At 41.0% G+C, this 15,518-nt stretch carries 14 protein-coding genes and 1 riboswitch; of the genes, 7 read left to right on the top strand and 7 right to left on the bottom strand.

Translation table 11 applies throughout. The annotated features are described in order from the left end of the window. Positions 1-96: 96 nt before the first annotated feature. The 4 genes from FC093_RS07060 to FC093_RS07045 all read right to left on the bottom strand — a co-directional run bounded on the left by FC093_RS07060 (position 97) and on the right by FC093_RS07045 (position 4,420). The gene (locus FC093_RS07060; protein WP_137261049.1) at positions 97-1,104 is read right to left on the bottom strand and encodes a YihY/virulence factor BrkB family protein; all 1,008 of its coding nucleotides are present in this window, start codon (positions 1,102-1,104) and stop codon (positions 97-99) included. Between the two features lies 1 nt (position 1,105). Next, complete coding sequence (locus FC093_RS07055) at positions 1,106-1,432, bottom strand: nucleotide pyrophosphohydrolase (RefSeq protein ID WP_137261048.1); 327 nt, start codon at positions 1,430-1,432, stop codon at positions 1,106-1,108. A 379-nt stretch (positions 1,433-1,811) separates the two neighbouring features. Further along, on the bottom strand, positions 1,812-2,390 hold the full coding sequence (locus tag FC093_RS07050; protein ID WP_137261047.1) for a MarC family protein: 579 nt from the start codon (positions 2,388-2,390) through the stop codon (positions 1,812-1,814). Positions 2,391-2,476: 86 nt separating this feature from the next. Beyond that, positions 2,477-4,420 carry a TonB-dependent receptor plug domain-containing protein gene (locus FC093_RS07045; protein ID WP_137261046.1) on the bottom strand — a complete coding sequence of 648 codons (1,944 nt, stop codon included), beginning with the start codon at positions 4,418-4,420 and terminating at the stop codon, positions 2,477-2,479. A 123-nt stretch (positions 4,421-4,543) separates the two neighbouring features. Beyond that, a riboswitch (cobalamin riboswitch) is annotated at positions 4,544-4,743 on the bottom strand. A 244-nt stretch (positions 4,744-4,987) separates the two neighbouring features. Between FC093_RS07045 and FC093_RS07040 the strand changes: the two genes are divergently transcribed. The 6 genes from FC093_RS07040 (at position 4,988) to FC093_RS07015 (ending at position 11,272) form a co-directional block, all read left to right on the top strand. Then, the gene (locus FC093_RS07040; RefSeq protein ID WP_240743230.1) at positions 4,988-5,632 is read left to right on the top strand and encodes a 2'-5' RNA ligase family protein; all 645 of its coding nucleotides are present in this window, start codon (positions 4,988-4,990) and stop codon (positions 5,630-5,632) included. Positions 5,633-5,705: 73 nt separating this feature from the next. Continuing rightward, entirely contained in the window at positions 5,706-6,791 is a 1,086-nt protein-coding gene (locus FC093_RS07035) for a PA0069 family radical SAM protein (RefSeq protein ID WP_137261045.1), read from the top strand. A gap of 190 nt (positions 6,792-6,981) precedes the next feature. Continuing rightward, complete coding sequence (locus FC093_RS07030) at positions 6,982-8,163, top strand: aldose epimerase family protein (protein ID WP_137261044.1); 1,182 nt, start codon at positions 6,982-6,984, stop codon at positions 8,161-8,163. Positions 8,164-8,470: 307 nt separating this feature from the next. Further along, positions 8,471-8,839, top strand: coding sequence for a DUF3127 domain-containing protein (locus FC093_RS07025; protein ID WP_137261043.1), 369 nt, complete (start codon positions 8,471-8,473; stop codon positions 8,837-8,839). Between the two features lie 25 nt (positions 8,840-8,864). Next, the gene (locus tag FC093_RS07020; RefSeq protein ID WP_170971015.1) at positions 8,865-9,407 is read left to right on the top strand and encodes an acyloxyacyl hydrolase; all 543 of its coding nucleotides are present in this window, start codon (positions 8,865-8,867) and stop codon (positions 9,405-9,407) included. A gap of 263 nt (positions 9,408-9,670) precedes the next feature. Next, positions 9,671-11,272: an NAD(P)/FAD-dependent oxidoreductase gene (locus tag FC093_RS07015; RefSeq protein ID WP_137261041.1), complete on the top strand. Its 1,602-nt coding sequence runs from the start codon at positions 9,671-9,673 to the stop codon at positions 11,270-11,272. A gap of 25 nt (positions 11,273-11,297) precedes the next feature. On the opposite strand, the gene FC093_RS07010 is transcribed toward FC093_RS07015, so the two are convergent. Genes FC093_RS07010 through FC093_RS07000 form a run of 3 tightly spaced genes read right to left on the bottom strand, consistent with a single transcriptional unit; the run spans position 11,298 to position 13,318 of the window. Next, positions 11,298-11,861 (bottom strand): NADPH-dependent FMN reductase, encoded by a 564-nt coding sequence (locus FC093_RS07010; protein ID WP_206106527.1) that lies wholly within the window; start codon positions 11,859-11,861, stop codon positions 11,298-11,300. A 46-nt stretch (positions 11,862-11,907) separates the two neighbouring features. Continuing rightward, complete coding sequence (locus FC093_RS07005; protein WP_137261040.1) at positions 11,908-12,324, bottom strand: acyl-CoA thioesterase; 417 nt, start codon at positions 12,322-12,324, stop codon at positions 11,908-11,910. Between the two features lie 37 nt (positions 12,325-12,361). Next, positions 12,362-13,318: a hypothetical protein gene (locus tag FC093_RS07000; RefSeq protein ID WP_137261039.1), complete on the bottom strand. Its 957-nt coding sequence runs from the start codon at positions 13,316-13,318 to the stop codon at positions 12,362-12,364. Between the two features lie 475 nt (positions 13,319-13,793). Here FC093_RS07000 and FC093_RS06995 point away from each other — a divergent pair, with 475 nt between their 5' ends. Next, complete coding sequence (locus tag FC093_RS06995) at positions 13,794-15,362, top strand: T9SS type A sorting domain-containing protein (protein ID WP_137261038.1); 1,569 nt, start codon at positions 13,794-13,796, stop codon at positions 15,360-15,362. Positions 15,363-15,518 lie beyond the last annotated feature (156 nt).

The following is a 15,518-nucleotide window of genomic DNA, read 5'->3' as shown; positions in this document are numbered from 1 at the left end:
ATAAATTAACAGGCCGGTTTAAAATGTATAAAAACGCTGACAGGGTTCGAAGCGCTGTCAGCGTTATAAACATAAGTGAATAAATCATCCCGAAACTCATCGTGGTATTTTATTGGCAGGTGCAGGCTCGGTTGTTACATTAGTATCGGCTTCCTGTACCTGCTTACCAGTGTTTATATTTTGTAACGAATCTTTGGATTCTACTTCTACCTGCTGTATATATACTGCATACTCATTAGGGTAGATATGCCGCCCGATGGTTTGCGCATAGTTGCGGGTAAAAGCAGCGCCAAAGTACAGGATAATAGAAGAGTAATACACCCACAACAATATAAGAATCATAGAGCCTGCAGCACCAAACGTGCTACCCGGATCACTTTTGTTGAGGTATAAGCCAATGCCAAACCTACCAATCATAAATAGTACTGCCGTGGCGAAAGCGCCTACCCAAACATCCCGCCATTTAATTTTGGCATCGGGCAATACCTTAAAGACAATCGCAAATAAAAAACCGATTGCCAGCAGGGTGATAACAACGTTGATGATAAAGCCAAGATGTACCGCTTCGGGCGGCAAAAAACGCTGTAGCCGGTCCATCAGCAATCCTATCAGGGCATTAATCAGCAACGATACCAGTGCTATAAAACCAAGGCTTACAATAAGTGAAAAACTAAGCAGCCTCGTTTTCAGCATTTTTAAAATGCCGCTTCTTTTAGGCTTTGTTTTAAGATTCCAGATAATGTTAATGGAGGTTTGAATCTCGGCAAACACGCCGGTTGCCGAAAAGACCAATGCGACCAACCCCACTATAGACGCAAAAGTAAAAGAAGGTGAAAGCGCTGCATTCTTGATAATTTGTTGTATTTGTGCAGCCGCTTCGGCACCCACAAGCGTCTTTATTTGCCCGTACACCTGCCCTTCGGTGGCTTCGCGACCATAAAAAAAGGAGATTACACTGGTAAGTACAATTAGCATTGGCGCCAGGGCAAATACCGTATAATATGCCAGTGCTGCGCTTAGCTTGGTAATATTATACGTACCAATATCGCTGCCTGACTTTTTAAGTGCAGTCCAGATATTTTTCAGCTTAAGTTTTAATGCCATATTATTTTAGTTTTTCATTGTCTTTGTGCCGGTGGCTATCACGTTGATTTTTCTTTTCAAAATTTTTTTGCAGTGCACTGGTGAGGTCAACGCCCGTTTGGTTGGCGAGGCATATCAATACCCATAGTACATCAGCCATTTCATCATCCAGCGAGTTGCTTTTATCGCTCTCTTTAAACGATTGTTCGCCGTAAGTACGCACCATTAGCCGGCTTAACTCCCCAACCTCTTCCATTAATATGCCAAGGTTCGTCAGCTCGCCAAAATAGCGTACACCGGTGGTCGTAATCCATTCATCTACTTGCTGTTGTGCCTGTTGTATGGTCATAGGTATTGTAATTATTTTGTGTTTTTGTAAAGTGGAGAAGCTGGTGCGTCTTTAGAGATAATTCTTTACACTTTCATTATGGTAAGTACATGGGTAGTGTTTTCAAATGTATAAAGTGATGTTAGCGTATTCCCTTAATCAGCTGTTGTAAAGTATATAACCAAGGCTTTTAGTCAAAGCGTTTACTTTAGCTAAAGCCAGTAGCCTTTTACTTTGGCCTCCCAAGGCTGAAGTCCCTGGTTAAAATAATGCACCCTCGTTATCATCATACGTTTAAAAACACCATCAGTACATAAACAAAATTAATTAATATTGATTTGGAAGGAATATACAAACTACAGCTTCTGTACCAGGGTTAATATCCAATTAATACACGCTTTTACTTACCAAAAGCGGCCAGGTTGCTGCCAAAAATCTTTACCGCAATGGCGATGAGTATCACACCAAAGAACTTGCGCACGGCAATAAGCCCCGATACACCCAACAGGCGCTGAATACGGTTGAGCAAATGCAAAACAATAAATACCAGCACGAGATTTATCAGAATACCAGCAAGGATATTCAGTTCATTATAATTGGCTTTGAGCGACATGATAGTGGTAAGTGTACCACTGCCCGCTATGGTAGGAAAAGCTACGGGCACCAGCGAACTGGCTTTTGTATTGGTTTCGCCTTTAAATATCTCGTGCCCCAGCACCATCTCCAAACCCAGCAAAAATATGACGATGGAACCGCCCACTGCAAACGAGCGGACGTCGAGCCCCAGGATGTTTAAGAACTGCTCTCCTAAAAAGAGAAATACGATCATCAGCAAGCCCGAAAACAAAGTAGCCTGCGTGGCATTAATATCACCGCTTTTTTCTTTCAGTGAAATAAGCAGCGGCACCGAACCTACAATATCAATTACCGCAAACAGCGTAAAACTGATCGTAATAAATTCATCTAAACGAAAAGTCATGATGTACAACTTTTGGCAAAGGTACGACTAAGAAAAGCAGCGGCGCTAAAAGCTGCCGCTGCTCTTTAATTTATGAAAAAGTTCATTTAAAAGCTAAACGTAACACCTGCATTCAACAAGAAAGGAATGGAATTATAACCATAGACATCATAAAATCTGGTATTGAAAAGATTTTTGGCATCTGCAAAAAACTTTACTTGTGAGGAGAGTTTATATTCGGCATAAGCACCTACCAGAAAATAACCTTTTAGTGTTACATCGGGTTGCATATAACCACCCACATCATACCGCTTGCTTACATATTTGCCATTCACAGAAATATACAACGGCTTGGCAAGCTGCACACCTACTGTAAGGTTTACATCATGCGCCGGACGCCTTAGCAAATAGTTGTATGTAACGGTGTCCAGGTTTGTCTTTCTGTTTTGCGAAGTTTCATGCGGCGATATAAACGTATAGTTAGCACTCAGCGTTACTGCTTTTGCAGGCTTTGCTGTTATTTCCAGCTCAATGCCATCAACTTTCTGCCTTACGTAATTGAAATACTGGTAAGTAACATAATTGTAATCTATGCCATTATTAATATCGCGGTTAAAGAAAACAGCACGTGCATTTATTTTTTCTTTTTGCAACGCAACACCTGCCTCATAATTCTTTGAGGTTTCGGGTTGCAAATTTTTATTACCGCTGAATTGATCAAACAACTGGTAAATACCCGGCGCCTTGTAGCCGGTAGAAATACTACCAAAAATTCTGAACCAATCCGTAATACTAAATGAAGGATTGAAAGTGTATGTTTTATTGGTACCGTAGATAGAATGCTTATTAATCCGTCCGCCCAATTCAATATTCAATCGGTCATCTATTCCTTTAAAGATTACAGAAGCATACACCGATTTTTGGTTGATGGAACTCGAAGGAAAAGTATCGGCATACGGGCCAAAGCCGCTGATTGAAAAATAGAGTTTATTGAAAGAAGAAAAACGGTAATCGCCACCGGCAACCAGCGTAAAATGTTTACCCAAAGCCACATTGCCAAACAACTCTACAAACTGGTTTTTACCACCGTAAGTATTGTTTTCAAAATCAACGTTGGTTTTATCTAAACTGTCATTCAGGTAACGCCGGTTTAGTTCGCTGTATTGATAATTGCCGTTGATGCTGAATATGTTTTTTTTAAAAGTAAATCCTGCTCCGCCAGTAAAGCTTTTGTTGTGAATAGTATAATCCTCATCATCCCTAAACACACCGGCATCAATACCTGCCTGATATTTACTGTATAATGCAAATGCTTTTACAGTTAAAGCAGGCGTTGCCTGATAGGATAGTTGTGCATTCACATTTTCACCATCATATTCATCACTATCAAATTTTCTATGCGGTGTAGTAATGGTATCTGTTGCAGATGAAAAGCCATTGGTGTGCAGTCTTGCATAGCGCACGGTATAATTGAATTTTCCAGCTTTGCCATATAATTGTGTATTTCCTTTCAACATGCCGTAATTGCCGGCACTTACAGTAGCTGCACCATTGAATGCTTTGGTAACATCCTTTTTAACCGTAATAATGTTTATCACACCGGCAACAGCATCACTGCCATACAAGGTAGATTGTGCACCTCTGCAAATTTCTATGCGCTCCACATCGTTCAGCGAAAACATATTCAGGTCGAACTCATTATTAATCATCGAAGGATCGTTTACCGGAACGCCGTCCAGCAGTATCAATGCCCTGCCCGATGAGGCACCGCGCATATATACCGTTTGCACGCTGCCCATATTGTTGAGCGCACCATTTATTACTACACCGGCTTGCTCGTTTAAGAGTTGGGCAACGGTTTTGCCGCTGCTTTTTTCAATTATTTCTTTATTAATAACAGTCACTACTTTGCCGGTTGTATTTTGTTTTTGCTCATAGCGGTTGGCAGTAACCACTACTTCATTCAACTGATTGTACAACGAATCCTGTGCATGCAACGAAAAACATACAGCAATAAAAGCCGTAATAATAAGAATAGATTTACTGGTCATCTTCCAATAGATTAAACAATTAAAAATTAACGCCGTGAAGTGAGATGGAGGAAGCAGAAATGTACACACGCCGCTGCAGCAGACGATTATTACATCTCTGGCCTTTCACCCGAAAGCACAGCAAATGAATGATAACACATGGCAGGTCTTCTGGCTTATCTGCCTTTTAAGCTTACCTTCCCATGCCGCCGTTGGCGACACAGTGGTGTGTAGTTGCTTAAAAGTTGCCCGATACATACCGGGTCAGAATTACAGCTACGGGGATAGCGCCGGATTTTCACACGGCTTCCCTTTTAATTGGAACAGGATAATGTTTGAAGAGTAAGTCCGCTTGATTGAATTCTTTAAGCATTCAATATAATTAACCACTTGTGCCTTTGCTCTCGTGGTTCAATACATCCCAGGTTTACATTAGCCTTCCAAACCAAATGAGCGGCAAAATTGCACGCTTTGCATTACATCAACCAAAATTATTTTTATCCACAAAATTTTATTAGCTAAAAATATTAGTAGTTTTATGCTAAAATTTGTAGTAATACCAAACTTATTAAACCAATTATAACACCTATGATACTTCCTTCCATTTACGAAGCAAACCTTAGAAATAATAGCGTAGTACAAATGCCTGCATACCATACCTACATCTATCTGCTTGTGTTGTCGCCACAAGGTTTTCTAAAGGAAAAGATTATAAATATCAAAGATTCCTTTGCAAAAAATTATAGTCATCCATTTGCCCGGAGTACAAAACCACACGTAACGCTTTCCCAATTTATGCAGCGCGGGTTGGCAGAGGAAAAAATTGTTGCCCGTTTAAAAACAATAGCAAAGGCCCAGCCTCCCATTAATATCCACTTAAAAGATTTTGGCAGTTTTCCTTCACATACGATATATATAAATGTTACGAGTAAAGTGCCCTTGATGAATTTATCTAAAACATTAAGAGAAGCACAATCTTTACTCAAATACGCACCTGGCGATAAGCCGTTCTTTTTAACGGAACCACATCTTACCATTGCCCGCAAGCTGGCACCCTGGCAGCACGAAAAAGCATGGATAGAATACAGCAACAGTTCGTTTACCGGCCGCTTTATTGCCGATAAGATGACGCTGCTTAAACGCAAAGTGGATCATAACCGTTATGAACATGTAGCCGACTTCCAATTTCAAAGTGAACCTCTGGAAGCAGTACAGGGAAGTCTGTTTGGATAAACGGGCAGTTTTTTCATCCCCTACCCTATTTGCATAATGCCTTCTATTATGCTAGTTAACCAACCATCAACTTATGAACTACGACAACAACCAGCCACCGGAAGAATACAATGATTACAAAAAAGGCAGAGGCGCACAAATTAACACGCCCAACAAATTCATCATTCATGAACGCGTGCGTGAGCACGTAGAGGGCATTGATGACTGGATAGAACCCGATGTGCAAACACAGTTTATAGACGTATATGCCAAAAGTATTGTAAATAAAGTAGATAGCCCCGATGTTGGACTGATGTACAGCATGAATCCATACCAGGGCTGCGAACATGGCTGCATTTATTGCTATGCCCGCAATTCCTTTGAATACTGGGGCTATAGTGCCGGACTGGATTTTGAGAGAAAAATATTGATAAAGAAAAATGCACCGGAGTTGCTTCGTAAGTTTTTATTACACCCTAAGTGGGAATGCACGCCCATTAGTTTAAGCGGCAACACCGATTGTTACCAACCTGCCGAAAGAAAGTTCCGCATTACACGGCAACTGCTGGAAGTGTGTTTAGAGTTTAATCAGCCCGTTGGCATTATTACTAAAAATGCGGGTATTTTGCGCGATGCAGATGTGCTGGTGCAAATGGCTTCTAAGAATTTAGTAAGTGTACTGGTTTCCATTACCTCTTTTCAGGAAGAATTGCGGCGCGTAATGGAGCCGCGCACCACTACCGGCAAGCAGCGGTTGCGTGTGATAAAAGAGTTGAGCGATGCAGGCGTGCGTATGGGTGTTATGCTGGGGCCAATGATTCCCGGGTTGAATGAGCACGAGATGCAACGCATTATGCAGGCAGCAAGTGAGCATGGCGCTACTTTTTCTGCCTATACTTTTATCCGCCTGAATGGTGCTATTAAAATTTTGTTTCACGACTGGCTGTATAAAAATTTTCCTGACCGTGGTGATAAAGTGTGGCACCTAATAGAAAACGGGCATGGCGGCAAAGTAAACGACAGTCGTTGGGGTGTGCGCATGCGTGGCGAAGGTCCCATCAGCGATTTGGTACGACAGCAGTTTCATAAATACAATAAGTTGTATAAATTGAATGCCGATCGTTGGGATTTGGATTGTTCACGCTTTAGAAGACCGGGCGAGCAGGGGAAATTGTTTTGATATTTGTTGAACGACAAAGCCAATAAGAGATAAATTTGTACGCAGTATTTCATCCTGCGCTTTGTGTGCCTTTTTGTCCCTTGTGACTTTATGCCTCTAAAAGGAATAAAAACAAAAAATACACTTATTCTTACGCTATTCAATTATTTGCTTATTTTGCCGCCTCATGTAAAAAACACTATCCCGCTATATGAAAACCATAAAGCTTTTAGCATCCGCGCTCCTTGTCTCTTTGTTATTGTCTGCCTGTCACACCAATACCGCCGACGAAACCACCAAAGATGAATATATGAATGAAGAATCTGCCACTGAATCAACTGCTGCTAATGCCACCAAAGGTATTACCCAAAAAGACTGGGGCACTGCCGATGGCAAACAAGTGCACCTTTTTACTTTGACCAATGCCAATGGCGTACAGGTAAGCATTTCCGATTACGGCGGCACCATTACCTCGTTTGTAGCGCCCGATAAAAACGGCAAAAAAGAAAGCATTGTATTAGGTTTTAATAATTTAGACGGTTACTTAGCCAAGCCGCCTTATTTTGGTGCAACTATTGGCCGCTATGGCAACCGTATTGCCAATGGTAAGTTTGCCCTTAACGGAGAAACATATAATTTGGCTACCAACGATGGAAAAAACCACCTGCATGGCGGTAACAAAGGTTTTGATAAAGTAGTTTGGACAGCCGGCAGCATGGAGGCAAATAATCCGCAGTTGTCACTTTCTTATCTTAGCAAGGACAACGAAGAAGGTTATCCTGGCAACCTTAATACTACCGTTACCTTCACGCTTACCGATGACAATGCATTACGCATAGATTACAAAGCCACTACCGATAAAGCTACGCCGATTAACCTTACTAATCACAGTTATTTTAATCTTTCAGGCGATGTAAGCAATACTATTTTGAATGATTGGCTGATGATTGATGCCGACCGTTACACACCGGTTGACAGCACGCTCATACCTACTGGACAATTAGCACCCGTAAAAGGCACACCGTTTGACTTTACCACACCGCACCAGATTGGCGAGCGTATTGCGCAGGTACCCGGCGGCTACGATCACAATTTTGTATTAAACAAAAAGGATACGAGCCTTACGCTTGCAGCCGAAGTAACCGACAGCAGCAGCGGCCGCAAACTGCAGGTATATACTACACAGCCAGGCATACAGTTTTACACCGGCAACTTTCTCAATGGTTCGATCAAAACCGATGAAGGCAAGCCCATTAACCAGCACACCGCTTTTTGCCTCGAAACGCAGCATTTCCCCAATTCACCCAATACACCTGCCTTTCCTACTTCTATTTTGCAGCCGGGACAAACATACCACTACGTTACCGAGTATAAAGTATCTACTGTAAAATAAATAGTTGATATACAAAGCAACCGGCTGGTAATGAAAGTTATCAGCCGCTTTTTTTGGCAGATAGCAAGAAACTTTATGGTCGTAAGGGTTATGGGGCGAACTATAGTGCTATTATCATCGTTCCCCGCGTCGCACACTTCAAGGTTCTGTTCTTTGCTCAGCAAGGTTTTTTGCTATCACTTTTTTGGAGATAATTTTATTTTGATACACAATACATATTAATTTAATATTTTTTTATTTTCTTTTACCAACTGCTGCAAGCGGCAGTTTGGTATTAACACCTACATTTGCCAGCAAAACTGAGAAAATGGCTTTTGAAACCGAAGGAAAACTAATTGCTGTATATCCCATTATGCAACGCTCCGAAACATTTAAGACGCGTGAATTTGTGATAGAAACCAGCGAAGAAAATAATGGCCGGGTGTTTACCGGCTACATTAAATTTCAGTGTACGCAAGACAGAACAGCTATTCCCGATAAATTTGTAATAGGCGACCGTGTGAAAGTGCACTTTAATATCCGCGGCAGCAAATGGACAAAAAACGGGGTTGACAACTACATTACCAACCTCGATGCCTGGCGCATAGAGCATTTGCAGGCAGCCTATCAAACAGCAGATGCAGTTGCTAATACTTACCAGCCTGCTGCCAGCGACAACGACGACTTACCTTTTTAAAATCTTTTATCAACCAAAACATAGTATGAAACAAATTGCAATTGTTGTATTTACGCTTTTATGCCTAACTGCTGCACACGCCCAAAAAAAGGGAAGTGGTGTTGAGATTGGCCTGGGCATAGACGGTGGGTTGCCAGTTGGTAACGATCTTAAGCCCTATACCACTGCCGGCATTGGCGGCGATGCTACTTTAGGCTACAATTTCGATGAACGTGCTGCGTTGCTGGTACGTGGTGGCTACATGACTTTTATTACCAAAGGAGCCTATCGCGACCTCAACATCAACGCTGTTGGAGATGGCTTTATAAAGCTGGTTGGTCGCTATACTTTTCCTGGTCGTTTTTATGTAGAACCGCAAATTGGTTATTCGCGTTTCACCAGTGCAAAGGGCGGCAGTAATAAAATAGGCAGCAACAGTTTTACTTATGCAGCCGCAGCAGGCATATTTTTAGATCCGTTAAAGGCTTTTGAAGTAAGCCTTCGCTACGAAGCAAATACCTGTAAAAACGGGATTAATTTTGTGGGTGTACGCTTTGCTTACAGCCTTAAGCCGGGCATGTATTTCTAATAACATAATAACGCCAATAATACAAAAGCGAATTGCTATGATATAGCAATTCGCTTTTGTATTTTATGTATAGTTTAATACAATTCTGCAATCTATTGCTCTCCATTTAATACTATCTTCAATTAAGCAGCATAATATGTGCTTAGCTCAAAGCTCTATGCTTGCAGCGTATATAAGGCACCCCAATTAAACGTTAGTGTAATACACATCGTTGAATGTGTATTTTTGCAACTACATTTTTAGGATAAATACCTAACAGCCTCATGCAGAAAACAATTGTCCTCAAACTGCTGCCGCAAGAGGCGGAAGACAGTAATAGTATTAAGGCGCACATTGCTGCTGCCGCCGGAAGTAAATTACAACATATTACTGGCTTTTACCCCACCAAAAAATCCATTGACGCACGCGGCAGGCAGGCTTATATCCACCTCACGGTGCAGGCGTTTATTGATGAGCCTTTTCATCAGCGTCCTGCATTACCCATTGTTTATAAAGATGTACATCATGCAAAGCATAAAGTAATCATAGTGGGCGCCGGGCCGGCAGGCTTGTTTGCAGCATTGCAGTTGATTGAGCAAGGTATCCAACCTATTATTTTAGAACGCGGCAAAGATGTGCGCGCCCGTCGCCGCGATCTCGCTGCCCTTAACAAAGAAGGCACTGTAAATCCTGAAAGCAACTACTGCTTTGGCGAAGGCGGCGCCGGTACGTACAGCGATGGCAAGTTGTACACGCGCAGCAATAAGCGCGGCAGCATCAACAAAATATTTCAGGTATTTACCCAATTTGGTGCCGAAGAAAAAATTGTATATGAATCGCACCCGCATATTGGCACTAATAAGCTGCCGCAAATTATTACTGCTATGCGTGCGCAAATAGAAGCGAGTGGCGGCGTGTTTTTATTTCAAAAAAAAGTAGTGGATTTTGTTGTAAAGAAGAATGTGATAACAACAGTAATCACTGCCGATGGCGACCGCTTTGAAGGTGATGCAGTGATATTGGCTACCGGACATTCAGCACGCGATATTTTTGAATTATTATACCACAAAAAGCTGCTGATTGAGCCAAAGCCATTTGCCCTGGGTGTACGTATTGAGCATCCGCAAAGTTTAATTGATGCTATTCAATATCACTGCACGGTACGAAGCGAATATTTACCGCCGGCGGCATATAGTTTGGTGCAGCAGGTAAACAATAAAGGCGTGTTTAGTTTTTGCATGTGTCCCGGTGGCATTATTGCGCCGGCAGCAACCAATGCCGGCGAATTGGTGGTAAATGGCTGGAGCCCCAGCAAACGCAATAATCCGTTTGCCAATAGCGGCATGGTGGTAAATGTGGGCGTGGCTGATGCCATGAATGATAAAGATTTCAGGCAATTAGTAAAGCAAAACCGCTGGGAAGCGGATCATCCTTTACTACTGATGTATTTTCAGCAGATGGTAGAACGGAAAGCTTTTGCGGCAGGCGGTGGCAACATGGTAGCGCCGGCACAGCGTATGGCCGATTTTTGCAATAATAAACTTTCGCAATCTTTACCCGAATGCAGCTATTTGCCGGGCGTGAACAGCGCGCTATTGCAAAACATCTTACCTGCTTTTATACACAAAAGTTTGCAGCAGGGCTTTGCTGAATTTGGTAAAAAACTGCATGGCTATTATACCAACGAAGCTATTGTAGTAGCTACCGAAAGCCGCACCTCCTCGCCGGTGCGAATACCACGAAGCACCGAAACTTTGGAGCATCCGCAGATAACCAACCTGTATCCCTGTGCAGAAGGCGCTGGCTATGCAGGCGGCATTGTAAGCGCCGCTATGGATGGAGAAAAGGTAGCAAAAGTGATTGCAGGGAAATTAGTAAATATTTAATGAAACCGTGTCTTTGTTTTCTTATTTACTCAACAGCATTCATTTTTATTTGTTCTATAGTATGTATTAATGCACTCAATACATTGCTTAATTGTTGCCTTGTAACTTCATCTGTGAGTACTCCGGCAGCATCTAATTTCTTTACTAAAAAAGGAATGGTGAGCAGTGTATGTTCCGACTTAACAGTACCCAACGCAGTTAATGTATTTTCTAAAGAAAAAAGCGCTTTACTACCACCCGTTGCCAACGGCGATGCGCTGACAGCCGCTACTGGTTTGCCATTCAACTCGCCGGAACCAACAAGCCAGTCGAGCGCATTTTTTAAAACGCCGGGCATATTAAACGCATATTCCGGGGTGCAGATAATAATACCATCTGCTGCCTGTACATGCCTGCGCCAATCTTTCACAGTTGTTAGTGCATCATATTCTGTTTCGGGATTGAAGAAAGGTAAATTTCCAATACCATCATACAGGTAAATATGTACATTGGCTGGTGCCAACGCCATCATTGCTTTAAGGATAAAAGTATTGGATGAATTGCTGCGCAAGCTACCGGAAACCGCAAGTATATTGATGATATTGTTCATAGTAATAAGTAAGTATAACAAAGTTGAAAAGCAAATAGCAACCACTTTACGCCTCAGCAAAAAAAGGTGCTAACTTATCTTTCAGTTCTTTGGGCATGATGGTTCTTTTGCGCGTAACATTATCCAGAAAATACAACGTTACATGCCCCGATGTAAGCAGCTTTCCAGCTTGGTTAAATACTTCCTGCAAAAAAGTAATGCGGTGGTCGTGCGGCATTTCCTGTAGTGTGGTTTTAATAGTTAATAAATCGTCATACACTGCAGGGCGCAGGTATTTAATGTGTATTTCCACTACCGGCAATATCACTCCTTCCGCCTCCATTTCCTTATAAGAATACCCCAACTGCCGCATACTTTCTACGCGGCCAATCTCAAAATACTGGGCATAATTGCCATAATATACAATACCCATCTGGTCGGTCTCGGCATAGCGCACTCTTGTTTGCGTGGTAGATACGTACATTGAAGAATGTAAAATTGAAATTAGAAAATAAAGACAGTTAGTTTTTCTTACTTCCCTTTGCAGGCGGCGGGCCTTTTTTCTTTTTATAATTATCATCAAACATGCACGTCATGCCGCGATAGTTACCGCAACTGCCACGCTCTTTTACCATTACCGTGTTTGATTTGAAAGTAAAATCAATAACGCACGGATCGCCATTTTGCTGAAATACCGCTTTGGTTTCATTGACCATTGTCAGTTTGCCTTTTAGTTCGCCCTTACATTCGCCATCGTCTTTATCAACATGCAAAAAAAAGATATAACTGTTGGCACTGCTGCCATCTCTTACCGATATAAAATTCTTTTTATCCTGCACATAATCGCCACTGTACTTGTTTTTATTAGAAAACGTATCAATCGGATTAATGATTACATTACTCTTCTCATCTTCATTACTATCATTTATTACTTCTACAAAGCCTTTATTTTCTATGCTATAAGCATAGCCATGCTTTGTGTAGCTATACTGGTTGTTTTCTGTTTTTTCTCTTATAATTAAAAAAGTAGGCTCTGTATTGATGCTAACCGAATGCACATAACCATCGCGGCTTTGGTTGCTGACCAATAATAAATGATTGAGGTAGTGCTTGTTTTTATCAAACAAATAAGCAATCAGCAAGGTCTTTTTACCATCAGTTATAGTAGTTAAGAGGTATATTTCATTCTCATTTTCAATCTTGCCTACCGGATGTATTTTAAGACCTTCGGGCTTTTTAGCAGCCAGTGATTGCAGGGCAGAATCGGGAATGAATTGTTTAAATACATTGTAGCTGATAAGCGTAGTATCTGCACTTTTCACCAGGTTGGTGTCTGCTATTATGTTGGGCAACCTTAATTTTTTGAAAGCATCAAAAAAGTCGGAAGTTTTTACTGGCTGATTGGCAGTTAAGGAAGTCGTCTTATTCTTACAGGATAGGGCAAAAAGCATCAGAAGCAAAAAGAGGTATCGCGGCATGATGTGTTTTTCTTTGTATAAAAGTAAGCGTTTATAATTTGTAAAGGAATGAAGCTGCAAAATTCCAAAAAGCTTGTTATGTGGCTTATCCTTTTTACAAGAATAAAGGGTTTTGGTGAATGAAAGAAAAGCAAATAGTTGAAGTAGTTTAAACACATCAATAAGAACACCCGAAAAACTGTTTCCTGTGCTTCTGTTGTAATTAAAAAATGTGCCTACCTTTAATTAACGATTGATGCCTAAGCTTTCAGGGACAATTATTAGAATCTCCAGCCTGGACAACCCGGTTCTTTTCTTTTTATGCTTTATTATACAGTAGTGCAGTGTACTGCTTAGCCATTTGAAGATTTACCTGTGCCTTAAGAATTGTTGCCGTGTCGCACCAACACATAATCGGAAAATAGAAGACGTACATCAACTGAATATTTTATTCCGGTTTCTTTTCATATTTCTTCAACTCAAACACTATACAATTATGAAACACAGCATCTTTATACTGCTTTGCTTAACAGTACTTATGTGCACCAATGCTTTTCCGCAACAAACAATAAAAAGACAAAGAAAAGCTGGCGGTAACAGAAATGATTTTTTTACATGTATGTACTTAACCAAAGACAATGGAGTAATTGTAGGCGGCAGTTCTAACTCCAATAGCTCGTGCGAAAAAACGCAAAACAACAGGGATACTATTAATGATACGTATCCTAATTTTCCTACTTATGATTATTGGATAATAAAGTATGATTCATTAGGAAAAAAACAATGGGACAAAACCATTGGTGGAAATAATGAAGACAGATTAATTGCTCTTCAGCAAACCAGCGATGGTGGTTATATTTTAGGTGGTTCGTCCCGGTCGGGTAAATCTGGAGAGAAAACACAAAACAGCAGAGGTTTTAATGACTATTGGGTAGTTAAAACAGACAGTCGTGGCAAAGTACAATGGAACAGAACGGTTGGCGGAAACGATGCTGATGAATTAGCTTCTCTTCAGCAAACCAATGATGGCGGCTATATTTTATCCGGAAATTCTCGCTCGGCTATATCGGGAGAAAAGACAACAGCAAGCATAGGAACCTGGTTAGTAAAACTGGACAAGGATGGTAAAATTCAGTGGGATAAAGTCATTCCGGGTAGTGGTGATTATATTCAGAAAACAAAAGATGGCGGATATGTACTTGCTGGCGTTAAATTAACAAAACTGGACAGCATGGGCAATATTGAATGGAGCAAAGTGGTTGCAGATGGTGATGGAATATATGACGATAATCCTAATAAATATAATGGCGAGTTTGATTATGTTGAGCAAACCTTTGATGATGGCTATATACTTGGTGGAACGGTTATGAGCTTTGAAGGCAAACATTATTGGGTGGTGAAAACAGACAGTGTAGGAAATAGTATATGGGAAAGAACTTTTGGTACAGGTATAGACGAGTACGACATTCTTACTTCTCTGCAACAAACCCGTGATCACGGTTATATATTAGGTGGTTACACAGATTATCCGCTTGATTTAGCTAAATACAATATTGATTACTGGATAATAAAAATAGATAAAATGGGAAATCTGGAATGGGACAAAATAATTGGAGGCATTTACGATGATGAATGTATGAGCATAAAAGAAATCAGCAAAAACCATTATCTCGTTGGTGGTAGGTCCAACTCCCCCATTTCGGGAGATGTAACCGCTGAAGGGTGTAGTGGTAATGATGTGAACGACGATTACTGGTTGTTTAAATTGGACTACAAACAACCTGAAGATGTAGAAATAACCTCCTGGCAGACGGAGCATATTATTGCCGGTGCACAGATAAGCAACAGCCAATTTACCATTTATCCAAATCCTGCAAAAGCAGTATTGCATGTACAAATCAGCGGCACGGCACTGCTTTCCTTAACAGATATTACAGGTAAAGTGTTACTTACCAAAACAATTACAAACAGTGGCAGTATTAATGTTAGTAGCTTGCAAGCTGGTATGTATTATTTACGAAACAGCGCAACAGGTGAAACAAGAAAGATTATGGTGAGTCATTAATTGTTTTAATCAGCGCTTCCTTTTCTCATGTTCTTCGGGATGTAAGTAATGTGGAGAGCATTATTTTGTTTTTAAAAATTAAGGAACCTATACTATTTACATATTCAGCAGTTTGCATGTAAACTATTTTATCACTATTCCATTCACTCTTATTTA

Source organism: Ilyomonas limi, assembly GCF_005233845.1.
Classification (GTDB): Bacteria; Bacteroidota; Bacteroidia; order Chitinophagales; family Chitinophagaceae; genus Ilyomonas; species Ilyomonas limi.
The sequence above is the reverse complement of the archived record's forward strand: the minus strand, read 5'-3'. Positions and strand labels throughout refer to the sequence as shown.